The organism is Paraburkholderia sp. Cy-641, from assembly GCF_011752945.1.
Classification (GTDB): domain Bacteria; phylum Pseudomonadota; class Gammaproteobacteria; order Burkholderiales; family Burkholderiaceae; genus Paraburkholderia.
Genome location: NZ_VWWM01000004.1, coordinates 46,900 through 70,449, shown reverse-complemented (window position 1 = coordinate 70,449; position 23,550 = coordinate 46,900). Strand labels below are relative to the sequence as shown.

The 23,550-nt window shown below is 58.5% G+C and carries 20 protein-coding genes and 1 pseudogene; 2 read left to right on the top strand and 19 right to left on the bottom strand.

Annotated elements, in window-relative coordinates:
• Positions 1–82 precede the first annotated feature (82 nt).
• Positions 83–595, top strand: coding sequence for a MarR family winged helix-turn-helix transcriptional regulator (locus tag F3J20_RS03370; RefSeq protein ID WP_240162691.1), 513 nt, complete (start codon positions 83–85; stop codon positions 593–595).
• Positions 596–629: 34 nt separating this feature from the next.
• On the opposite strand, the gene F3J20_RS03365 is transcribed toward F3J20_RS03370, so the two are convergent.
• The 14 genes from F3J20_RS03365 to F3J20_RS03300 form a co-directional block, all read right to left on the bottom strand.
• Positions 630–1,721: a porin gene (locus F3J20_RS03365; RefSeq protein WP_167281907.1), complete on the bottom strand. Its 1,092-nt coding sequence runs from the start codon at positions 1,719–1,721 to the stop codon at positions 630–632.
• Positions 1,722–1,806: 85 nt separating this feature from the next.
• Entirely contained in the window at positions 1,807–3,402 is a 1,596-nt protein-coding gene (locus tag F3J20_RS03360) for an MFS transporter (protein WP_167044758.1), read from the bottom strand.
• Positions 3,403–3,572: 170 nt separating this feature from the next.
• Positions 3,573–4,196: an N-carbamoylsarcosine amidohydrolase gene (locus F3J20_RS03355; protein ID WP_167044761.1), complete on the bottom strand. Its 624-nt coding sequence runs from the start codon at positions 4,194–4,196 to the stop codon at positions 3,573–3,575.
• A gap of 9 nt (positions 4,197–4,205) precedes the next feature.
• Positions 4,206–5,240, bottom strand: a complete 1,035-nt coding sequence (locus tag F3J20_RS03350) for a 2,5-dihydroxypyridine 5,6-dioxygenase (protein ID WP_167044764.1) — start codon at positions 5,238–5,240, stop codon at positions 4,206–4,208.
• A gap of 23 nt (positions 5,241–5,263) precedes the next feature.
• A complete protein-coding gene (locus F3J20_RS03345; RefSeq protein ID WP_167281906.1) occupies positions 5,264–6,118 on the bottom strand; it encodes an alpha/beta hydrolase in 855 nt (284 codons plus the stop codon).
• Between the two features lie 31 nt (positions 6,119–6,149).
• Positions 6,150–6,902, bottom strand: coding sequence for an Asp/Glu racemase (locus F3J20_RS03340; RefSeq protein WP_167044770.1), 753 nt, complete (start codon positions 6,900–6,902; stop codon positions 6,150–6,152).
• Positions 6,903–6,961: 59 nt separating this feature from the next.
• The gene (locus F3J20_RS03335; protein WP_167282049.1) at positions 6,962–7,954 is read right to left on the bottom strand and encodes an amidohydrolase family protein; all 993 of its coding nucleotides are present in this window, start codon (positions 7,952–7,954) and stop codon (positions 6,962–6,964) included.
• A gap of 74 nt (positions 7,955–8,028) precedes the next feature.
• Positions 8,029–9,246 (bottom strand): 2Fe-2S iron-sulfur cluster-binding protein, encoded by a 1,218-nt coding sequence (locus F3J20_RS03330; protein ID WP_167282047.1) that lies wholly within the window; start codon positions 9,244–9,246, stop codon positions 8,029–8,031.
• 13 nt (positions 9,247–9,259) lie between these two features.
• The gene (locus F3J20_RS03325) at positions 9,260–10,099 is read right to left on the bottom strand and encodes an FAD binding domain-containing protein (RefSeq protein WP_167044772.1); all 840 of its coding nucleotides are present in this window, start codon (positions 10,097–10,099) and stop codon (positions 9,260–9,262) included.
• Positions 10,099–12,504 carry a xanthine dehydrogenase family protein molybdopterin-binding subunit gene (locus F3J20_RS03320; protein ID WP_167281904.1) on the bottom strand — a complete coding sequence of 802 codons (2,406 nt, stop codon included), beginning with the start codon at positions 12,502–12,504 and terminating at the stop codon, positions 10,099–10,101. Before F3J20_RS03320 ends, F3J20_RS03325 begins: the two co-directional genes overlap by 1 nt.
• Positions 12,505–12,555: 51 nt before the next feature.
• Positions 12,556–13,065: an aromatic-ring-hydroxylating dioxygenase subunit beta gene (locus tag F3J20_RS03315; RefSeq protein WP_167281903.1), complete on the bottom strand. Its 510-nt coding sequence runs from the start codon at positions 13,063–13,065 to the stop codon at positions 12,556–12,558.
• Positions 13,066–14,358, bottom strand: coding sequence for an aromatic ring-hydroxylating dioxygenase subunit alpha (locus tag F3J20_RS03310; RefSeq protein WP_167281901.1), 1,293 nt, complete (start codon positions 14,356–14,358; stop codon positions 13,066–13,068).
• An 18-nt stretch (positions 14,359–14,376) separates the two neighbouring features.
• A complete protein-coding gene (locus tag F3J20_RS03305; RefSeq protein WP_167281899.1) occupies positions 14,377–15,603 on the bottom strand; it encodes an FAD-dependent oxidoreductase in 1,227 nt (408 codons plus the stop codon).
• 36 nt (positions 15,604–15,639) lie between these two features.
• A complete protein-coding gene (locus tag F3J20_RS03300) occupies positions 15,640–15,945 on the bottom strand; it encodes a non-heme iron oxygenase ferredoxin subunit (RefSeq protein ID WP_028197862.1) in 306 nt (101 codons plus the stop codon).
• Between the two features lie 483 nt (positions 15,946–16,428).
• Here F3J20_RS03300 and F3J20_RS03295 point away from each other — a divergent pair.
• Positions 16,429–16,827 (top strand): annotated as a pseudogene (locus F3J20_RS03295) (aldo/keto reductase); the annotation flags it as partial.
• A gap of 662 nt (positions 16,828–17,489) precedes the next feature.
• Here F3J20_RS03295 and F3J20_RS03285 read toward each other — a convergent pair.
• Genes F3J20_RS03285 through F3J20_RS03265 form a run of 5 tightly spaced genes read right to left on the bottom strand, consistent with a single transcriptional unit; the run spans position 17,490 to position 23,545 of the window.
• Entirely contained in the window at positions 17,490–17,915 is a 426-nt protein-coding gene (locus F3J20_RS03285) for a ParB N-terminal domain-containing protein (RefSeq protein WP_167044790.1), read from the bottom strand.
• Positions 17,912–19,150, bottom strand: coding sequence for a type III PLP-dependent enzyme (locus F3J20_RS03280; RefSeq protein ID WP_167281895.1), 1,239 nt, complete (start codon positions 19,148–19,150; stop codon positions 17,912–17,914). The genes F3J20_RS03285 and F3J20_RS03280 overlap by 4 nt, the downstream gene beginning before the upstream one ends.
• Positions 19,147–19,944: an aldolase/citrate lyase family protein gene (locus tag F3J20_RS03275; RefSeq protein WP_167281894.1), complete on the bottom strand. Its 798-nt coding sequence runs from the start codon at positions 19,942–19,944 to the stop codon at positions 19,147–19,149. The genes F3J20_RS03280 and F3J20_RS03275 overlap by 4 nt, the downstream gene beginning before the upstream one ends.
• Positions 19,941–21,710, bottom strand: coding sequence for an IucA/IucC family siderophore biosynthesis protein (locus tag F3J20_RS03270; RefSeq protein ID WP_167281892.1), 1,770 nt, complete (start codon positions 21,708–21,710; stop codon positions 19,941–19,943). Before F3J20_RS03270 ends, F3J20_RS03275 begins: the two co-directional genes overlap by 4 nt.
• Positions 21,707–23,545, bottom strand: coding sequence for an IucA/IucC family protein (locus F3J20_RS03265; RefSeq protein ID WP_167281890.1), 1,839 nt, complete (start codon positions 23,543–23,545; stop codon positions 21,707–21,709). The genes F3J20_RS03270 and F3J20_RS03265 overlap by 4 nt, the downstream gene beginning before the upstream one ends.
• Positions 23,546–23,550 lie beyond the last annotated feature (5 nt).

The following is a 23,550-nucleotide window of genomic DNA, read 5'->3' as shown; positions in this document are numbered from 1 at the left end:
CCTGCCATGACGCAAGCGCCACCGACTGCCACCGCCAGACAACAGTTACACTTGTCCTGAATGACAGGACTCTTTGAAAAGGATGAATATGGGTACAGTTACGGAGAAAAAGACTGCCGCCGCGGATTCGGCGATTGAGACCGGTCACCTCTGGCAGCGTCCGGGCTTCCTGATCCGGCGCCTCAATCAGATCCACGTCGCACTGTTCTTTGAAAGCTGCAAAGACTTCGCGATTACGCCGGTTCAGTACGGCTTGCTCACAACGCTGAGCGAGCGTCCTGGGCTCGACCAGACCTCACTCTGCGCCGAAGTCGGCGTCGACCGCACGACGATGGCCGACGTTCTCCGGCGCCTGGAAGAACGGGGACTCGTCAAGCGCGAGCCTAGTCCCGCTGATGGACGCCAGAAAATCGCCAATATCAGCAGCAAGGGACAGCGCGTCATGAATGACATGTATGAGAGCATGCGCGAAGCTCAGGTCCGATTTCTGGCTCCTTTGGACGCCAAGGAGCGCATTGAATTCATCCGGATGATGATGCAGCTGGTCGAAGGCAACAACCAGTATGGCCGCACATTACTCAAACACTTCGACTGAAAATGTGGCGTCTTGGGACGCCATATTTCCGCTCTCAAAACCGATGCAATATCCCGACTCGCGTCAACAGTTGCCTGTCGTTGCTCGACGCACTCGACACTGCCATGATCCATGCCTGCGGGTCGTTGTCGCCACTCACCTTCTGATACACGGCTTCTGTATAAAGTACCGTGCGCGTGGACAATGCATATCGAACGCCCACTGAGAACTGGTTAGCCTTGTCGCTGGCAAGCACGGCATTGCCTTTCATCAATTCGTAGTCTCCACCAAATGAAAGTGCCGACGTAATCTGGTAGTGCGCACCGATCTGATATACGTTGATGGTTGCGTTGTTGGCTGTGTTTTTTGTGTTCGTGTACAAGACGTTAAGCGCGGCCAGACCGAATTTGTATTCGGCGCCGGCCCCGAAATTTCGTATCCCTGCCATGCCGTTCGCAAGCTGCGCATACCGTTGGTACGTATACGCCACACCCGCGGAAAAAGGCCCATTGGCATAGTTAGCGCCGAAACTCTTACCGTCGTTCTGCGCGATCGCGCCAGGCACACCGCCAAAGCTGTAAAGCATGCCGGCTGAGAATCCATAGTACGTTGGCGTCGTGTATTTCACCGAGTTGGAAATGGCGGTGCCCGACATGCGGTCGAAATTCGCGTTCCCTGAGGAATTTCCCGGAATGCCAAGGCCCGAAAATGGTCCCTCCCGAAAACCGTACAATCCCGCGATGTAGATCGAATTGTCAAAGCGCAGCAACGAGTCAATCATGAAGTCGTACTGTTCTCCAAAAGTCAGTTTCCCGTACTGATCGCTCGACAGACCCACATAAGCGTTACGGCCCAAAAGTCCGCCGCCGTTCGTTGGAAAAATTGCGCCGGTTCCGAGATTGAACTGGTCGATCAATTCAAATATTGCCTTGTTACCGCCGCCGAGATCTTCCGTGCCGCGCAGGCCCCACAGGTTCGGCATCGCGATGCCGTTATCCATCGTGTAGTTATGGCCGCCCTTCTGATTAGTGACTATTGTGACCCCCGCATCGAGCGCACCCCAGAGTTGCACGGAAGATTGTGCGCGCGCCGGAATGGCGGCCGCAAGAGTACACGCTGCTGCAGCAACGGCCCATGAATTTCTCATCGCCAAACCTTATATGCAAGATTGTACGAAGATCTCCGTTACCCAAATGAACAGGATAAATCTTCTCTATTTATTAAAATATAAATTACTTAGAAATGTCCCGGCGAAAAGTTTCTGGAACGAAAAGCACACCGACTATTAGAGAGAGCACCGCAATCACAATCGGATACCACAGGCCAAAGTAGACGTTTCCGTTCGCTACGGCCATGGCCGAAACAACGAACGGCAACATCCCGCCGAACCAGCCCGATCCTAGATGGAACGGAAGTGACAGCGAGGTGTAGCGGATTCGTGCGGGGAACAATTCAACCATGAATGCCGCCATCGGACCGTAGACCATCGCGAGATACACAATCAGCAGCCACATAAGGAAGATGACCATGGGCGTATTGATCTGCGCCGGGTCCGCATGCTGCACCCACCCAGCGGCCAGCAGCGCATTCTCCAGCTCGTGCCGATCGCTGCCGTGCACGGTGACGTCGCCAATAGTGGTATCCGCCGACTGCCCTGGTTGCAATGGCATCTGCTGGTATGAAACGCCCGATGCACTCAGGAACGAACGAATGCGGTCGCAATCCGTTTTCGGTGCGGCAAACAACGAAAAGTGGCAGTCATCTGCGTGAACGATGACAGGTGAGTTTTTCTGGAACGCCTCCAATTTCGGATTCGCGTAGTGGGTCAACGCGTGAAAGATTGACTGCGTCGTTACGGCGAGCAGCAGGCAGGCTGCCATCATGATCCACTTACGGCCAATGCGGTCGGAGAGCCAGCCGAAGATCAGGTAGAACGGAAAAACGCACACCAAGGCGATGGCCAGATAGAGATTCACCGTGTTGGGAGCGACCTTCAGCGTGTTCTGCAGAAAGTACATCGAGTAAAAATGACCAGTCCCAAACACGACGCCGACGCCGGAGGCGGTACTGAACAGCATGATGAGCACGTACTTGAGATTTTCCCAGCTGCCGAAGCTCTCGCTGATCGGAGATTTCGACAGTTTTCCCGCATGCTTCATACTCTGGAATGTCGGCGACTCGGCTAACTTCGTTCGAAGGTAAACGGAGATCACCAGTAGCACGAGCGAAACCAGGAACGGCACCCGCCAGCCCCACTCCTGAAACGATGTACTGTCCATGGCGGACCGGCACGCGCTGACAACTGCAATGGATGCCAGCAAACCCAGTGTGGCAGTCGTTTGCAGCGAACTGGTATACAAACCCCGACTCCTGGCTGGGGAATGTTCAGCCAGATAGGTAGCCGCCCCACCCGTTTCACCGCCCAGCGCAAAACCCTGCAACAGCCGCAGGCATACGAGCAACAGCGGCGCCAACATCCCGATCCTTGCGAACGAAGGAAGCAGTCCCACACCCACTGTAGCGACACCCATCAGGACAATGGTCGCCATGAAAGTATATTTTCGACCGATCCTGTCGCCGAGCCGGCCGAAGAACAGCGCGCCGAGTGGCCGCACGAGGAAGCCGGCACCGAATGTCGCGAGACTGGCCAGAAAGGCCGTGGTCTCATTTCCACTGGGAAAGAAGAGCGTACTGAACGTTCCCGCCAGGGCGGCGTAGATATAGAAGTCGTACCATTCGAGTAACGCCCCAAATGAGGACGCGATGATAAGCGTAAATTCGCGACGCGTGACAGCGTGCCGCGACGGCTTCGACGTCGAGATATCCATTCCCACTCCTGGTTGCACGGCTTTCTCCGCAGATATATTTAGTTATACGTAATTATTTAAGGATGATCTGGCATAACCAGACCAGTATTGATGCACGCTTCGATTCGAAAAGCGCTAGCGATCGGCGCCGGGCGCGCCTTATCTGACGCGCCCTTCTGCTTCGGCCCCGGCTACAAATTTCCAAGGACTCTGAGTGCTTCGTCCCGGGTCATGACAGCGGCGTACTTCTGTGCCATATCAAAGAGGTTGGCCTCGTGCGGAGCGATGGCACGGTCGCCTACGCAATCTGAGAGCACGAACGGACGGAAGCCGTACTGCATCGCGTCCACTACGCTCGAGCGCACGCAGCCGCTCGTCACCGCACCGGCGACCGCCAGCGTCTGTACACCGCGCTGTGTGAGCCACGCAGCCAGTGATGTGCCGAAGAACGCCGACGGCACCGTCTTGCGCACCACCAGTTCACCCTCACGCGGCGTGAGTTGCGACACGATGGCGCTGTTGTGCGTGTGCTCCTTCAGTGTGAGCAGACCCGGCACCTTCAGCGTAAAGATGTTTTCGTCCGCATCGTCGTCAGCGAATACGATACGCGTATGGGCGACGGGCCAGCCGCGCTCGCGCGCATGCGCCAGCAACGCAACGGTGCGCTCGATAGCTGGCGCGATGTTGCCTCCGCCAAACACTTCGGGGTCGGCAAAGCCGTTGACAAAATCGACGATAAGGAGGCCCACCGGCGCCTTCGGTTCAAGCGTCGAGCCGAAGCTCTGGCGCTGGTATGTATCAAGTTCATTGGACATGCTGATTCCTCACTTATCCAGCACCTTGCCATTGCGCACCACTGCTTCACCATCGAGGAACACATCGCAGTGGCGCAGCGGAATGTCGATGTGGCAGGTAGTTGTGCGCTTGCCACCCGCTTCGTTGTTCGGTCCGAGCGAGAACAGGAAGTTGCCCTCGAAGGCGCGCGCATCCATACCGATGGTTGCCTCCCGGTCATACAGCCCCAACGTTGACCAGTGCGCGCGTGGCTGCAGCCCCCAACCGATGTGCGAGATGGCATACGCCTCGGGGTCCTTGAAGGTACCCATGTACTCCTTGAGCAGATCCGCGTCCATGCCGCCTTCAATGCGCGTAGCAAAGCCGTTCTCGACAGTGAGCTCGATCCGGTCCTGCACATAGCATTTTTGCGGCAGCAGGATGTCGCCGCGGTCGATCACAATGCGCCCGTAGGCTCGCCCTTCGTCGGGAAATGTCAGTGCAAAGCCGCTGGGCCAGTGATCCCACCGGCCCGGCGTGTCGACAAAGCCGTACTCCGCGATCGCCTCGAATTCGCCTATCGGACAGTGGAAATCCGTTCCGGCGGCCGACACGATGCGCATCTCTTTGGACCGATTGATGTGGGCCTGGGCAGCCAGCACGCGCTCGCGGTCGGCCAGACTTGGCACTAGCCGTGTCAGCACTTCAGGCGGCTCGACCGCGAGCAGAATCCTGGTGCCGGTCTTCAGAATGTCGAGCTGCTCCGGCGAGAACAGCAGCGTCATCAGGTCCAGGACCAGGTCGCTCGCCTTGAGCGCGGCTATCGCCGCGGGGTTGCCCGTGAGCGGTGTCGTGCCAAGGTAGGCAAGCGAGTCGCGGCTCAGCGCCTTTTCGCCATTCACCGGCGGCAGGTCCAACCGGTTGACGATCGCACCCATCGACTGCGTCGCGATCAACGCGGTCGAGAGCGTTTGCGGATGGGTAGCCGCGCTCGTCAGAATCGTGACAGTCTGGCCCGCTTCAAGGCGCGAGAGTGTCAATACCTGCTTCCACGCCTCAACCATCTGGTAGTCGCTGACTGGCATCGAGTTCTCCTTAAAAAGGGGCGTCAAGCCCGAACGGTGGCCAGACTCGGCAGAGGCGTGCCCAAAAAATCACCGAACGCACGATAGAAACCGGGCTCGTCGTCCCACGGAATCATGTGGCCGGCGTCGGACACGTGCGAGTGCTCGAGTTGCGGTACCAACGTACGGATCTCTTCGACGTCTTCGGGGCGGACCACGTCGCCACGCCCAGCCGTCATCAGCAGGACGGGTATGCCGATGTGCGGCAGGTCCCCATGCACGTCGTCGGTATGGAAACCCTCAAAGCTCGCGATCACGGCGCGTTCGTCACACGTGTGCAGCCACTCGGCGCGCAGTTGGCGCTGCTCATCGGTCCAGGTAGGACAGAACGCACGCATACCCTCAGCGTCTGTGCCTTCGCGCGCCAGGCGCATCGAATCGACGTACCAGGGCAACTGCGATGGATACGAGCGACGGGCCGGTCCGGATACGGGCGGGTCGAGCATGACCAGTCGCACAAGACCGTGCGGCTGCGTGCGCGCGGCGCGTGCGCCAATGCGGCCGCCCATCGAGTGGCCCACTACGCTGTAGCGTGTCAGCCCCAGCGCCTGAGCGAACGCGACCAGGTCCGCAGCCTGCGCATCCAGGCTGTAGTCCAGTGAGTCCGATGCCGAAGACAAACCCCGGCCGCGGACATCGAGCACATAAGTGTCGAACGTCGTGCCGAAATGCTCGCCGACGAAACCCCACGTTACAGCCGGGCTGGTGATGCCCGGCACGATGATGACGGGATCCCGACCGGCGCGTGCACCGGTCGCACCGCCGTAGCGCAGGTAGTGCTGGCGGATTCCGTTCGCGTGAACGTTGCCGCCGTAGAGAAATGTGGATGTTTTGCTCATGCCCGTCTCGGAGTCGTTAAGCGTCAGCACGTCAGTAGGCACCAGAGAGCAACGCGCCGGCACCCGGCACTACGGCTTCCAGACCGAGCTGTTTGAGCATGGCGTAGGTCGTCGCAATCGAGGCGGTGATGACGGGCTTGCCCGTCATCGCTTCGACCTTGGCTACGGCCGGCAGCGAGGGCATCTGCACGCATGCCGAGAGCACGATCGCATCGGCGTGCGTTGTGTCCATCCGGGAAACGATGCCCGGCAGCAGACCGGGGTCGTGACGGCCGACCTCGAGGTTGTCGGGAATCTCGAGGGCACGGTAATCGAGCACCTCGTAACCTTCATTACGGATGTAGTCGACCACCAGCTCGGTGAGTGGCTTCATATACGGAGCCACCACCACAATACGCTTTGCGCCGATCACCTTTAGCGCATCAACGAGTGCGCCAGCGCTAGTGATGACCGGTGCCGCCCCACCATTCTCGACCGTACGCTCATGCAGTCGTTTCTGCGACACGCGGTGGTAACCGTGGCCCATCGCCATGATCGCAACCAGACACGCATAGCCAAGCACGTCCACGCGCGCGTCGCTGAGTTCCAGCGCACAGCGGTCCGACTCCGCGTCCATGGCGGCCAGCTCCTCCTTCACCACTTTCTTCATGCGCATGCGGCTGGAGTGGAACGTGAAACGCTCGGCACGGATCGTCTGGCGCGCGAGAAACATCGACGGAATCTCTGTCTCCATCGTCGTGTTCGAACTCGGCACAATCTGACCAATTCGGTATTGATTCGTCATTGCGACTCCTGGATAAATTTAACCTGATGTTTTCGCTGCTCGCGGTTAAAAAACCAGCGTCACAGCTTGAAGATACGTTCGGCATTGCCGTGGCAAACGAGATTTCTGACTTTCTCGTCGAGTGGCGCCTGCTCAATGAAATCGGCAGCAATCGCCGTGGATTCGTACGGGTAGTCCACCGAAAACATCACGGCCTCCGGGCCCATTTCCCCAATTGCACCAAGCAGAGATGGAGCCGAGCAAACACCGGAAGTGGTAATCAGGATGTTTGTTCCGATGTACTCGGAAGGCGCGCGTTCGAGACGAATACCGTGCGAGTAAACAGCGAAACGGCTATCAAACCTCCAGCGCAGGTAGGGCAAGCCCTCACCCATGTGGCCCAGAATGACTTTCAGTCTGGGGAATCGGTCGAAGACACCGCCGAAGAGAAGGCGCAATGCATGGCTGCTGGTTTCAACACCCCACCCCCACACGGCACCCGCCAGTTCCGGATGGCCGTCGAATACCTTTGGCGCCACATACGCATCGGCAGGATGCAGATACAGAGGCACATCGAGTTCCTGCATCCGCTCCCAGAAAGGGTCGTAAGCACGGCCATCGTAGTACGTTCCCAGCGTGTGCCCATTCACCAGCGCGCCCTTAAAACCAAATTCCCGAACCGTGCGGGTCAACTCGTCAACGGCGCCATGAGGTGTGTGCATCGGCAGCGTGGCAAACCCGCCAAACCGCGTCGGATGCCGCGCAATCTGTTGTGCCAGAAAGTCATTGCTTTGCCTGGCGCGAGCAACTGCCAGGGCCGGGTCAGTCTCGCCCTGCACACTCGGCCCACTCTGGGACAAGATGGTGTAATCGATCCCGGCGCGGTCCATCTCGACGATCCGCTGCTCGTCGAAATCCGCAAGCCGGGCCGCAAGATCGGCGAGCACGTCCGGCTCGATGTGCTGCGTGAAGCTTTTTGAGTAGCCCTGGAAGTCAGGCGTTGAAAAGTGCTCTTCCAGGGCAATCTTCCGAATCCGTTTAGTCACGACAAACTCCCATTTTTTAATCAGCATGCTGACAATAAAGGGGCGAGACGGCGTGCTTGACACGCTACGCCCCCGATCTTCCGCTATCGTTGTGACAGCATTTATTCGCCTCGGCCAAAGAGCCGTTTCATACGACCCCACAGGACACTCCACACCAGACTGCCGACGTTGAATCGGGTCTGCAACGTTGCGGAGTCCGGCACGTCTGCGCCGCCCAACTGCGCGGTAATTCGCATACCGAAGTCAGCAATCATCCGTCGCACAAAATCTTTAACAAGCCCGGAACGGGAAAATTGCGCGAGCGGTCCTTGCAGCATGTATTCGAGCGTGACCGCCACTCGTGTCTGCGTCCCGTTCGCTTCATCACTCAACGCGTAAGTCACGTCGCCGTTCGCCTTCGAGCGGCTGATGTTGTCCTGGCCGGCTCCACGCATCACGGCCCGATGCGTCGCGTCATCACGTTCAAGGCGTGCAGCACCGGCAAAATTCGCCGACATCGGCCCAAATTTGATGGCGATCTTGCCTTTCACTTTTTCAGCATCGTGCTCGATCAGTTCCGCCCCTGGCAGACAGCCGGTGACGGAGGGAAGGTCTCCCATAAAACCCCAGACCCGCTCAAGCGGAAACGGCACGACGAAACTGTCATCAATTGCCGTCCAGCCTTTGCGCTCACCCGCCGGCTGGGCAGCAGAAACCGGCGATGCCGCGCTCGCCTCTTGCGGCGCGCGTTCCGAGGAAATCGACGGGGCAGCCGCCACTGCTGCAAATGTCTGGAATGCACCGGTTTCCTGCGTCGCCGCTTGTCGAACTGGAGCAGTGGGAACGGTGAGGACGTCAGCGATCGGATTGTCTTTCAGGTCGCCAAGTACCGCTTTGATGGCGTTGACGATACCCATGTAGCCGGTGCAGCGGCACAGATTTCCGGACAGCTCGAGACGAATGCGCGACTCATCAGCGTCAGGAAAACGGCGCACGATATCGCGTGCCGTAATGAGCATACCCGGCGTACAGTAGCCGCACTGCAGGCCGTGATGCACCGAGAAAGATCGACGGATGCGCTTCATCAGTTCATCGTCGTCGAACCCTTCGATCGTACGCACCTTCTGGTGGTCGCAAGCGACCGCGAAAGTAATGCAGGAACGCACCGGTTCGCCGTCGATAAGGACGGTGCACGCGCCGCACACTCCGTGCTCGCACCCCAGGTGGGTACCGGTCAGATTCTGGTTATCGCGCAGGAAATCGCCCAGATGCGTGCGCGGCGCAACCTCGCCGCGTATCGCCCGGTCGTTGATGGTGAGTTCAATGACAGACATGGAAATTCCTGTTAACGCGTTAACGCGCTGATGAACCGAAGGTTTGTGCAAGACAGCGCTCAACCGTGGCGGCGTGCATGGAGCGGTCGATAGCGTCCGCATTCGGCATCGCGTTCGCCACACCTGCCGCAATCGCTTCCGGCGTGGCAGCACTTGGGCCCTGCTTCGCGATTGACTGCGCAAGCGAGTCCAATGCAGTCGGCGGGCCATCAAGCGCGCCAAGGACCACGCGGGCCAGGCCGGTTTGCGCGTCAAACGCCGCAGCTGCGCTTGCGTGGGCGAACTCGCCAGTCTTGCGGCAAAGCTTGTAATAGCCCCAACGCAGGGTGCTCCCGATTTTTGGCAACAGAACCGCAGAGATAATCTCGCCGTCGTCAAGCAGCGTTGTAAAGGCGCCCAGCATGAACTCACTGACGCGCACGTGACGCGTACTGCCCGCCTTCGCGAGCTCCAGCCTGGCGTCGAGGGCCGAAAGCGCCAACGGCCAGTCCGCTGCGGGGTCGGCATGCGCCAGACTGCCGCCGATGGTTCCTCTGTTACGAATCGCGCGGTACGCAATACCCGAAGCGACATACTGCATAAATCCGTTACGCAAAGGTTCGTACTTCCCGTCCTCGATTTCCGCGTGAGTAATCGCCGCGCCCACACGAACCACATCGCCTACGACAGTGACGCCGCGCAATTCGTCAACATGTGACACATCGACCACGCGCGATGGCCTCGCCAGGCGGAGATTCAGCATCGGCCCCATCGACTGGCTACCGGCAATCGGTTTCACGCCCGTCGCCGAATCACCGAACTCACGTAACGCGTCAGACAATGTAGCAGCGCGTACGTATTCAAAAGCGGCGGCCTTCATCAAATCACCTCGTGAGCATGTTCTGCTTCTGCCTTGCCGTGCGAAGCCGCTTTGGCCGCTTCAATCGCGGCAAGCAGCCGTCGCGGCGTGAGAGGTGTCTCGCTGACGAGTGCTCCAATAGGGCTAAGCGCATCGTTTACCGCATTGAAAAGCGTGGCGGGGGGTGCGATTGCACCGCCTTCGCCGACCCCCTTCGCGCCGAATTCCGTGTAGGGCGACGGCGTCTCCATATGAATGATGGTCAACGACGGCAACTCCGTCGGCCCGGGCAACATGTAGTCTGCGAGCGTGGACGTCAGTGGCTGCGCGTTATCGTCGTATAGCGTTTCTTCATAGAACGCGGTGCCGATACCCTGTGCCGTGCCGCCGATGGTCTGGCCTTCGACAACCATCGGGTTAATCATTCGCCCGCAGTCTTCAACGATGACGTAATCCAGAATGTCGACGTGGCCCGTTTTTGTATCAACCGCCACGGCAGCCGCATGCGTCGCGTAGCTGAATGCGCCGGTATCGACCTTCGGCTTGAAACCCTGAGTTGCTTCGAGCCCGGTCAGATCCACGCCCGGCGGTAAGCGTTCGGGCCGCAGATACCACGCGTGACCGATCTCCGCGAGGGATACCCGTCCCGTTGCGCCAACCACCTCGCCGGCCTCGAATCGGACCGCGTCTTCCGGTTCACCCAGGATATGTGCGCCAATTTTGATCAGTCGCGGTACCAGTTCGCGGCACGTTGCCGCGACTGCACCACCTGCCATGACAATGCTGCGAGAGGCGTAGGTACCCGTGGAGTACGGCGTGAGAGCCGTATCGCCGTGCACGACCTTGATCTTCTGAATCGGAACGCCCAGCACTTCATTTGCGACCTGCGCCAATGTCGTTTCCATACCCTGGCCATGGGAATGGATTCCGGCACGAACCTCCAGACCGCCATCCGCTGTGATCCGGACAGTTGCCAGGTCGTAGCCTGGAACCACCGGCAAGCCCCACGACGCGAACACTGCCGTGCCGTGTGCCGATTGCTCCGTGAATGTCGCGAACCCGATACCGATCAGCCTGCCGTCTGGCTCACCCTCTTTCTGACGACGGCGCCATCTGGCAACATCAAGCTGTTCAGCGGCCCGCTTCAGACTCTTCTGGAAGTCGCCACTGTCGTAGTGCTTCTTGACAACGTTCGTATAGGGCATGTCAGCCCCGCGAATCAGATTGTCGTAGCGAACCTCCCACGCTTCGCGGCCGACTGCGCGCGCAATGGCGTCCATCGTCAGTTCGATCGCGAAACAGACGCCGGTACGTGCCACGCCGCGATACGGGAGGAACCCGGGCTTGTTGGTTGCCGCGCACTGGGTACGGCAGCGGTATCCGCTGAAATCATAGGGGCCAGGCAGGTTACCCAACGCCTGCCCTGTTTCGAGCCCAATCGTAAAAGGCCACGCGGAATACGCGCCGCCGTCAATCAACAGGTTGCAGTCCAGCGCCAGGAGCCGTCCATTGTTGTCCGCATATGCGGTAAGTTCGTAGTGGTGCTGGCGCGTATTCGCACCCGCGATCAAATGCTCGCGACGGTCTTCGATAAAGCGAAACGGACGTTTGTAGGTGAGAGCAAGCCACGCAATGCAAAGCTCTTCCTGTTGAAGCACACATTTGTAGCCGAATGCACCGCCCACATCAGGCGAAATGACACGCACCTGAGCATGGTCAATACCAAGGCATTGCGCAAGCACCGTACGGATCATGTGCGGGACCTGGGTCGACGTAATGACGACCAGTTGCGCCTGCGTGTGGTCCCAGTAGGCCAGTACGGCCTTGCCTTCCATTGGGACCATGCACTGACGGGCCAGGTCGACCTTTTGTCTGACGACGACGGGTGCATCTTTGGAGCGCTCGTCGAAATTGACATCCGCCTTCAGATCGAGGAAAAGATTGTCTGTCCAGTGGTCATGCACCCGCACGTCTGTGCGCTCGCGTGCTGTAAATGCACTCGCAAACGCAGGCAGTTCCTCCAGATCCAGCTCAACTTCCTCCGCGATGTCCTCGGCCTCGGCGCGGGAACTCGCGAAACACATTGCCACAGGTTCGCCGACAAAGCGGGCTTTCCCGGAGGCGAGCGGCGGGTGCGACGAAGGCTTGTAGGTCGGCAAGCTGGAATCAGCCACGATGTCTGTCGCCGTCTGCATGTCTTCCCGCACAATGACCTGATCAGCGAAGCGTTCGGGCTTGCCGATGCGCTCGATGCGAGCATGCGCAAGTGGGCTGCGCAGGAACGCCACTTCCTGCAAATCAGGAAACGTATAGTCGGCAACGAATTTTCCCTTGCCATGCAAATGGCGCTCATCTTCGCGACGCCTCACGCGGGCGCCGATGCCGCCGCTTTCGATGGGCGCTTCCGTCGGTTCGGTGTGGCTCATATGCATCCCCCTGGTTTGTGGCCCGCTCTTGACATTCTCGGCTTACCCCCTTCAAACAGGATAGGCCAGATCGTTCGCAATCATCGCCGTGTCATAAATAGCCTGCCGTTCCTTCAGAAGCAGCTCATTGCCCTTTCGAGCAAAGCGGTCGAAAAGCCGACCGGCCTGATGCAGGCAAGTCGCGCCTTCGACCAGGGTCTGCATCAACATGTAGTTACTCTGAGCAATGATTTCTTCGTCTGTCACGTCAAGAATCCGAACGTTGGTGACGAAATGCAGCATCTGTCGCGGCGCGAACATCTGCGTTCTGGAGATAGCTACTGCGCGGTCGCGCAGCATGTCCCGACCTTCGGCATAGACCAGGCCGACCGGAAACCCGAGGGCGGCATTTTCGTACTCGGTCACCCGGTAAAGACAGTTCTCCGTAAAAAAGTCCGGCCACCGCTCGACGTCGCCCCCGTCGAGCACCGCACAATATTCGGCATGGAAATCTTCCACGGCTGCGCGCGCAGCAAGTGCCTTGTCGTGTGCAATTGGTTTCTTTTCGAATCCTGGCAGCATTTAAAACCCCATCACTTCACGGTAGTGTTTGTACATCGCGCGAATTGCAGCTTCCGAAATCAGATTGTCCGCGGTTCCAATTTTTTCACTGTCGAGTTTGAGTACGCTGCGATCGGTTACGGAACGACGCACGCCTTCCTGCACAAACTTCATGGCTTCGTTGTCCTCAAGACCGAGGAATCCAGCTGGCCCCATCAGGTTGCCCTGGCGCAGCCGGTGACGTGTGGTCTCTTCTGTATCGTCTTCGTAGCCGAACATCGTCCACAGCATCACCATGCTGTTTGGCCCATTCGGAACGATATGCCGCACCCCCAAAGTATTCATTTCACGCTGAACGATCAGATTCGGCCAGATCGTCTGCATCGTCACCGACCATTCAGAGTCAAACTCCTTGACGTACTCAAGGAACCGCTCATCCTTGAGGACCATACCCTCGTGGAACGAACGCATTTCTTTTTTCTTGTCGGTGTCCACCGTTGCATAGAGTGAATCGCTTTTGGCCGACGCCATCGTGCCGTGTATGCCGTATTTACTGTCGGCCACCATCGCCGAGCGGTTCCCTGCAACCAGCAAGCCGAACACCACCAGGAAGGAGTGCAGCAGCGTTGCGTGGTAAGGATCCTTCAGATTCTCGTGGTACATCTTCCAGTTGCATGGCAGCTCGTTCTTGTAAAACCCGAGGATGCGCAGCTTCTTGCCGTTGAAGACGGTGTCGAAATCTTTCAGGATTTCGGGCGTGAGGTAATCTTCAATAGGCTCCATGTCGTGCGTGAACGAGGCGAAGACCACTCCGTTACGCGTCGTGACAGCAAGCTTCTTGAGACCGTGGTCCTCATTACGGAAGTCGCGCGGCATCCCGCCGAGCTTGTTCACACCCCGTTTGAACGGAATACCTTGCAGATTCCCTTTCAGGTCATAGGACCACTGGTGATACGGGCAGACGAACTCAGCATTGTTGCCGCGCGTGTGACGACATAATTCGGCGCCACGATGGGCGCAGCGGTTTTCGAACACATGAATGGAACCATCTTCTGCGCGTGAGACGACCACCGGCGTCGGACCTACATACGAGCGCTTGTAGTCCCCGCTGTTGGGCACTTCGGCCTCCAGCGCAACGAAGTTCCAGGTACGGCCCTGAAAAATCCGCTCAACCTCGCGAGCGTACACATCGTCGCTCGTGTAAACCCAGTCTGGAATAGCGTGAAGGCCGTCCTCCGGCCAGACCAGTTGCTCGATGGGCTTATTTTTGACGCTCGGCGTACCAAGGCCAATTACCGTCTCTGACGAATACAAAGTACTCTCCTGAATGCGTTATGAGTGAGCTTTTCGTTCAAGTTGCCGCAACTTGACGTTCAGGTCCGCGAGGGCCTCGGGGTCGACCTGAATCGCCTCCTCAACGAGACGGCGAATTGCACGCAGTTCGCCACCGCTATTGACTGCGAGCGCGTACACAATGACGTTGTTGCTCAACCCCATCAGCAGAACCCTGTCGCTCGATACCCGGCGCTCGATCCATTGCTCTATTGAGCTGTCGAGCATTCCTAGCATCTGTACGTTCCAGTCATACTGATCTGTCCAGAACCAGGGGTTTGGCCGATATTCGATCGACTCTCCCAGCATGTTGCGCGCGGCAACGATCGCCTGGTCTTGCGCGTTCTGCCATGATTCGAGACGCAGACGTCTTCCGGACGCGCCAAATGGGAAATTTGCACAATCACCCGCGGCATAGACACCGGCGCCCGACGTCCGGCAATGCGCATCAACGTGTATGCCGTTGCCCGTTTCCAGACCAGACGCTTTGGCGAGCTCTTCATTCGGCTGCTGCCCAATGGCAACCACCACGAAATCGAACCGCTGCGGTGCATGGTCGGCAAACGTCAGCGCTACCCCCGACGCATGCTCCACGGAGGCAACCAGCCTTGCGCCCAGCATGAACTTCACGCCGTTCTGTTCGTGCCTGGCGCGCAAACGCTCCGAGAATTCGTGCGGCAACGCGCGGCCCAGTATCTGCTCCCCCGCTTCAACCACGGTGACATCGATTCCGCGCGCCCTTGCGCTTGCTGCGAACTCAAGCCCAAGGAAGCCGCCGCCGATGACGGCCACCGAACTAGCACCGGCCATGCGCTGCCGCACCCGCATCGCATCCGGCAGCGTACGCAGCGTGAATACATGGCGACTGTCCGGCGTGCCGGGCAGGTGGCGCGCGCGACCGCCTGTAGTCAACAGGCACTTGTCGAAGCTGATGCTTCGCCCGCTTCTGAGCATCGCAGTGCGGTGTGTCACGTCCAGTCTTTCGACACCGTCTGCGATCCAGTCGATCTTTCTGGTGGCGTAGAAGTCGCTCGAATGTAGCCACGCGTCGAAGCATTCGTTATCGTCCACTGCCGTCAGTACCGTCTTTGACAATACAGGCCGCTCGTACGGCCTATGCTGTTCATCACCGACGAGCAGGACCGATCCCTCGAAGCCATGCGCCCTCAACGTCTCGGCTGCACGGCCGCCTGCCTGTCCGGCGCCGACGATCAAAATCGTTTCCACTTTCGGATTCCTGACGTAGTCAAAAAGGTATGGCGCTCAGAGTTCAACCATCACCGCACCGCCTTCCACGTGGACCTTGTAAGTCCTGAGCGGAGCGCTCACCGGCGCACAAAGCGCGGCGCCGGTCTTCACATCGAATTTCCCCTGATGAAGCGGACACTCAACGCATCCGTCCTCGAGGAAACCGTCACTAAGCAGCGCGAACTGATGCGTGCACACGTTGTGCGTCGCATAGACCTCGCCATCTACGAGGTACAGGGCGATCTGCTCCTTGTCGACCGTTGCTGCGTAAGGCTCGTCCGGGTTCAGATCGTCAAGATTTGCCGCGAATTTGAGTGTCATCGACTTGCCTAGATAATTGATCAGTATGCTGATGAATTGATAGTATCAGCAATTCGTCTTGAGTCAATAAGGCAAGAACCTATCGTTTACCCTTTGAAAGTGGACTTTGCCGCAATAAGGGCCGAACGGTGAGCTCAACAGCTGGCAGAAACGTGAACCGCATGATGAAGAAGACGAAGGGATGCAGACGGAACCGCACGCCGCAGTTTCGCGCCGATCAGTAGCGCAAGGATCTCGGACCGGTTGATCACCGGCGACACCCCACTCGCCAGAATTATCAGCACACAGGACGTCCACCCCGGAACAATGAAGACGTTTTCAGCCCTCACCGGCTTATTTTTAGCCATGGGAGATCGGCACGGCGTACACGAAAGGAGACCATGCGCCTGTGAATCACTAGAGAATGAAAGGGACGGCGCGGCAGAATTGTCGTGACGAGGTGATAATCGCGACAAAGTCGCGCGCCGTCGAGGACCTCGGACCGGGGCAGTCGCTGAGTTCATAGTTAAATTGGCTGAAGATAGCTTGCGATGTCTCAAAACCGACCGCATTGATCTCTATCAACTGCATTCGTATCGCGACCTATCGCCTCTTGATGAAGTTATCGATGCAACGAAAAGGCTCGTAGATTCAGGCAAGGTGCGATACGTCGGTTGCGGACATGCGAGCGACGAGGAGTTGAGACAACTCATCAGCTTGTACCGCCCAGGCCATTTCGTTTCTTGCCAGGTCGAATGCAACGTTCTGCAGCCGCAGGGGCTACGGCATCGGGCCTCGTTTTTTGATGAAAATCATCTCGCACTGTTGGCATTCAGGGTCTTGGGCGGCGGCGTTCTTACTGGTAAATATGTGCATCGAGGAATGCAAGTCTTTGCAAACTGAAGGAATGGATAAGAAGGCTGTCCCTAGCAAGACTGATTCCACTTGCCTTGCTATTAACTTATATCGCGTCTGTGCCTCCGATTACGTTAGGTTTACTTTACCCCGGGAGGGTTTAAGGGGCTAACCCTTACTCGGCACGATCCTGTCAAAGTCACCGTTCCTGAATGCATCGTCGCGCCTCTGCTGGAAACAGTGGTGCTTCAGTGGCTTTGTATTCCGATCTTAAGAAAGGCGCGGGTCCGAGCAGGCTTCGCAGTCCTCGCTTCAGCAATTTTTTCTCGCGCATAGTTACAGTGTTTTATACATAAGCCTAACGTTCTGTGTAGGGTTGGTGCTGGGTTCGGTGTTCGTGATCGAAGACTCACGAAGAGGCAGGCCGTTTTTGGCGACGTTTTTGGTACACGCTCTTCACAACACAGTGCCCACAGGAATGATGATCTTAGCTGTTTGACCACATGCACAGATGACGCAACGAACTCGGAGCGTGGTTGCAGCATCGCCTCGAAAGCTGCAGATCCGTGCTCATTCGTCCTCGGATACGCGCCATGATCGACATGTCCTCGCGCCTTGAGTTCAAAAAACCCAGGAGGACCATCGAAAAGTGGCGGTCGCGGTCGGGACGATAACCGCAACCACACCATAAAAGTGAATTCCGAGTGCGGTTACCGGATTTCAGGCATGCCTGGCACCCGCCCTCGGCACAGGACCAAAGAGATATTGCAGTTTGGTATTGGGGACGAAAACATATGACGTGTGGTCTTCTCCGGGTAGAGGTTCCCTTGACGAGCACGCATCACAATCTCGTCCGGCGTCACCGTGAATCCCTCTCGCGTCGCCACTACCTCGACATGCTGGTAGTCAAGCCGTAAAACAGGAACCCTGATTAGACCGAGTGAACGCGCTGCCGCGAGACGATGATGACCGTCCATTACGGCAAGGCTTTCTTTTTCAAGAAGGATCGGCACGCGCCAAAGACCGCTGTATTTCATTGCATTCGCAAGTTCCTCGGCATGTGCCGCGCTGTGTTCCTCATTGCGCAGAATTCTCTCTGGATCGATGAATTCGATTCCGACGGTCGCGAGTTTCATGTCAACGTCCCTGCGCGGGCGTCAGCGTTCCTCACCACATCGAAAAACCTTCGCTCTGGATGCGGATGGCTCAGGAAATCGTGATGCGATATATGCCATCCATATGCGCCTGCCAGTCTGAACACGATGCGATCACCCACTCGCAAACGCCCAACCTCGACTTCGCGCGCAAGAACATCTTTTGGGGTGCACAACTCTCCGCACAGCGTCACTGCCGCACGCTCAAGCGATGGTCTCCCGAACGCATACGGCCACGTCTCGTTGGGCACGATTGAAAAGGGATGATTGTGCTGCCACGACGAAGGCAGACGAAAATGGTGGGTGCCACCACGCAGGATCGCGAAGTTCTTTCCGTGATTACTTTTGAGGTCGACGACTTCTGTTACGTAGTAGCCACAATCTGCGGCAATGAAACGCCCGCACTCGAACACAATCCGGCAACCCTTGTCGAAATCGGTCAGCAAAGCACCGAGTCCGGCGCAGAATGCGCTCCAGTCGAAACCGCTGTCGGGGTCGACATAATTGACGCCGATTCCTCCTCCGACGTTAAGCGTCTCCAGCCTCAGACCACATTCGCGCTGTAACCGGCGTGCGAGCGTCATGTAATGGGCCATCAAAGCAAGATGCGACTGCGCATCCAGATTGTTTGAGAGCGCGTGTATGTGCAAGCCCACAACCTCCACCGCCGCAAGCGTGTTTGCAATCGCAATCACTCGAGGCAATTCGTTTTCCTCGATGCCAAACTGAGTTGGCTGGCCGCCCATCGTCAATGTACCCGTCGGCCGTTTGCTATCCGGATCGACAGTCAGCGCGTTCGGGTTGACCCGCAGGAGCACGCGCGCGCTTCGCCCCATTTGCGCCGCCACGGCATTGAGGCGCAGCAATTGCAGTTGGCTCTCGACGTGAAACAGCTCCACGCCGCGCGCCAGCCCGCCCTCGAGCTCCGAGTCGGTTTTTCCTGGGCCGCCAAAAACGATTCGCGCGTGAGGGCCAACTTCCCGGGCACGCGTCACCTCGCCGAGTGAGGCGACCTCGTAGCCCGCAACGATGCCATCGAGCGAGCGCAAAACCTCAGCATCGCTATTGGCTTTGATGGCATAAAACAACTCACAATTGCGCGGAAGCAATTCGACGAGCCCGGCAGTGCGCGTCCGCAGATGATCCAGATCGTAAAGATAAGCGCACACTGGCGATGCTACGCCAGCCAGATAGCGCTCAACCAAAGTTCGATTCATTCCCGAATCCCTTGAAAATCCTGCAGGCAGGCATGCAGTTGCTCGACCATCGCTCGCCGCGCGATACCGCGATCGTCGCCAGCGATCAGCAGGCGAGTGCCGCAACGATGTACCGTGGCAATTTCGTCGGCGTTGCGCGGAAGTGCACAGAAGGCCTTACCATGCTTGCGGGCCGCCGCCTCGATTCGCGCGAGCGCCGACCGTATCTCCGCGTGTCCAGTCTGCCACGGGAGACCCAAATCCTGTGACAGGTCCGCAGCGCCGCCGAGCAGAACATCGATCCCGTCGATCGAGGCAATGTCATCGAGCGAATCGAGTCCTGTGCGGTCTTCGATCATCGCGACGACCAGCGTATCGTTCGATGCCTGCAGCACCGATTGCGCGAGATCGTCACGGCCGAAACCGTTTGCGGCGGTCGAATTCAAGCCGCGATATCCCAATGGCGCGTGATAAGCGGACCTGACGGCAAGCCGAGCCTCATGCGCCGTTCGCACACGCGGAACGACGATGCCTTGCGCGCCAGCGTCCAGAACCTGAACGACTTGATGTGGCGCGGCGACACGCACGAGCGCAGCGATGCCGCTTGCACGGGCGGCGAGGAGCATTGCGTTAAGCGTCGAACCGTCGATCAGCGTGTGCTCAAGATCGATCACGGTGAAATCAAATCCCGCGGCGGCGATCAGCTCAACCGATAGCGATGCGGGAGTTGAGCAAAACAGTCCAACCAACGGCGGCGTGCCGGCATCTCCAATGCGCTCTTTTAGTGATCTTGATGCCTCGGCGATTGATCTCATGCGAACTCCAGCTGGGCAAGCGGATTTGCGGTCGCGCGTGTTCGCAGACGGATCTCCGGTAGAAAGCGGCGACTTGCGAGCAACTCGACCTCCATCTCCGGCGCCAGACAGTCAAACAACGAAAAACGGTCTGCGAGATCGGGATGCTGACTTTGATAGTCGCCAATCGCACGAGCCACGATTGCCCAGAATTCGGTTTCGTCCAGATTGAAGTGGCAGGAGAAGAACCACGCAATCTCTGCGAGATTGACGAAGAAGAGCGCGTCGCAGGTGAAATCGCGCAGTTCATTGGCGTCGTCCGTCTCGATGAACGAATTCGGATTGACGCGAGCGTGTTCCGCTGGCGGAGCATACAAAGACGGCGGCGGCACGGAAAGCCATTGCTTCGAATAGCGTACGCCGTCGTGGAAATCTTTCAGCGCAACGCGCACCGGCAGGCCGTCCATGTGCAGAAGCACCATGTTTTGCGCATGCGATTCAAGCGCGGTGCCGTTGCGCCAAAGCAGATGGAGCACAGGCAGCCAGGCCCGCGCCACCAGTCGACGGACCCAGACTCGCGCGCCATGTTGCGCGATCCAGTCGGCGATCAGCGGCCGGCCATCGGCGTCGATATGCGTAAGCGCAGTCATTGGCAACGCCGATTCGTTGGCCCGCACATGGCGATGCACGCTCTCGCGCCAGATACAACCTAGCGCACCATACAGCCCCGCGACGGGAACCGTCGGCACATAGGCGACTCCTGCAATTTCCTTGAGTATCACGGGCCGCGCGAGTGGCTCGCTCCAGTCGGTTCGCGCGACGAGATCGTCAAGCCAGTCGCTGATCGGCGCAGCGTTGCAGACGGTGTGCGGCGCAAGCACCCGCGAGGTCGACGTATTGACGAGATTCATCGCCAGTTTCAACGATGGCGCATCGAGCCGATTGACGTTCGCCAGCGTCCGGATCGACTGCTGCGGCTGGTATCGTCCGGCAAGTGGTCCAACGGGCACCAGTTCGCGACGCGAGAACGCGGAATGGCAGACCGTTTCAGCAATGGCGCTCCATTGCCAGGGATGTACCGGCAGCGGCACGTAATGCGCGGGATTCAGGCCGCGTTGAGCAAGCTGCACGTTGAACGCCGCTTGTTCCTCCAGCGAAAGAAGCTGCTGGGCATCGCGTCCCGCCACGTCCCGGCTGACGTTCGAACGGCAATGATCCGAATGCACAGCCAGGAGTACCGGCGCGACGCCGGAAGAACATTCGGGCGCGTAACGTTCGTTGTCGTCGAGTGTGAAACCGACTCTCGATTTGTATCCCGGATGGTAGGGATGCGCGCCGATTAGCGCGGATTCGATCTCATCGTAGCTCCCCGTGCGAAGCAGTTTTCCTGATTGCGCCATCCGGGTCTGCGCATCCTTGATATGTGTGGCCGACAACTCCGCAGCGAATTGCGAGAGGCATACCGGATCGGCACCGAGTTGCGGTCCCAGTTCCGCGACAACGCGCGCGACGTCATCGGCTTTCGTCATCACCCCGTTGTGGTCCCGGCTCACCGGCGAAACAATCCGGACTCTGCCGAACGACGCGGTTCGTTGCGCCTTGCAACGATAGAACACTGCTTCGCCGCTGCTGGTGGTCGCCGAAATCGACAACGTTTCGCCGGACCACGCCGTGTCGGGCAGCGCACCTTCGAACAGTAGCGCCTCAAGCAATTGGCGAACGACGCGTTCTCCCGCTTCCTGATAGGGAGCGCTTTCGAACAGCGCTTCGAATGCAGCGAATTTCATACGGATACCTCCACGGTCGCCAGCGGATTGGGAATCTCGACCCACGCCGGTAATTCACCATGCCGGCCAAAACAGCTCATCATGTTCGCCTTGGCGGGAAGCGAAGTCCGGCCACGGACGTCACGCAGCAATGCGGTGACTGCGGGCTCTGGATCACGCGACCAGATGTCGGCGGTCAAGCTCCAGAGCATTGCTTCGTCGCCATAGCCCGCCCGTGCCACGCCCGCAATCACGTGCCCGATGTGATTGACCAGCACGTAGTACAGGAAGCGATGCCACGCATCCTCATCGCGGTATAGCGCTGGACTGTCGTCGGGCAGGTTGAGCGGGCGCAGGCATCGCGCGCGGCTGATGCTCGCCCCTTCCATGTCGCGAACATAGCCGCGCACCGGCCATCCGTCCTGAAACGCGACCATCGTATTTTGCAGATGTGCCTCAAGGCTGACGCCGTAGCGCGCGAACAACCGAAGCAATGGCATAAGCGTGACATTCAGATAGCGTGCCCACCAGGCGACGAGGTGTTGATCGCCAGGCGCCGTCCCGAGTGCTTCTTCAAGCAGCATGGCAAGCGATGATTCGCCTTCTGCCGGCTCCTCCATCACCGTCGCCAGCACCTGGGCATAGTCGCCCACTTCATCGCTCATGCCATCCCGATAGAGGACCGCCGAACTCGCCTTCAGGGCATCCTCCGTCGTCTCGAGTGACGCGCTCGCACCGTCGAGCAGAACCTCGAACGCATCGGAAGCGCGATCGCTGGACGGCAACGAGGCAATGTAGAGACTCGCATCCAACGCGCGAACGACCTGTACTGGAGGATTGTTGCGAATAAAATTCGTTATCCGTACATTGAGCGGAAGCTTCAGGAATCGTCGTTGCACGGGCAACCATACCGTTCTAACCGATGACGTCGGCCAGACCACTTCACCTAGCGGCCCGAGCGAGATCAGATCGCGACGTGCGAGCAATTTCTGGATTGTTTCCTGTTGCAACAGGTATTCGGCTTGCCACGGATGACAAGGAAGCAGGCGATATTCGCTGTCACCCAGCAACGCAGCCGCGGCGTGCATCGCTTCCGGATCGATCGGCGGACGTGTGCCGTCAATCGAGCGCGTATCCAGGCAGTTCGTCGCCACCGCGAAGTAATGCAAACGGAACGATGCCCCGAGTTCTGGCGCGAACGCCTGCATGTCGCGCTCGGCAAAGCCATCCGATGCTTTCGACGTCACATGGAATACATGCCCGAAGCGGAGCGACTGTTCCGCGCGCACGAACGCCGATACGCCAAGGTCTGGGGTCTGCGTGTGGTAGTAGCGCACGCGATCCACGCTGTTTTGCATCAGCGTCGTGAAGCGTGCGATCCAGTCGGGGCTGATCGCAAGCCCGCGGGCAAGCGACTGCGCGATGCGTACAATTAGCGCCTCGATGCCATCGAACTGGACATGACCGGAGCCGCCCGGCAATTCCACGATGGCGTAGCGCCCTACTCGATGGAATCCAATGAGGGAAAAATAGTCGAGCGCGACATAAAGGCGGCTGCCGTCACCGGGAAAGGCAATCGTCGCCACGTCCAAACCTGCATCGCGCCAGCTTTGCACGACGGCGCAGACATCGTCGGCGAGCTCCCGGTCTGCATCGGGTGAAACACGCGGGTCGAACTGGCCGGTTTCCCGGCAATACGTGTTGAAGTATTGTTCGAGCAACCTTCGATCAAGCGCAGACAGAACGCTTTCGGCACTGTGAGGTTCGTCGACACGATGCGTTGCATGGGAAGCGTGGGACACCTGCAGCGCAGCATTTCGCGTCAGCGAAACGGATCTCGGAGAGGAAAACAGCATAAGTC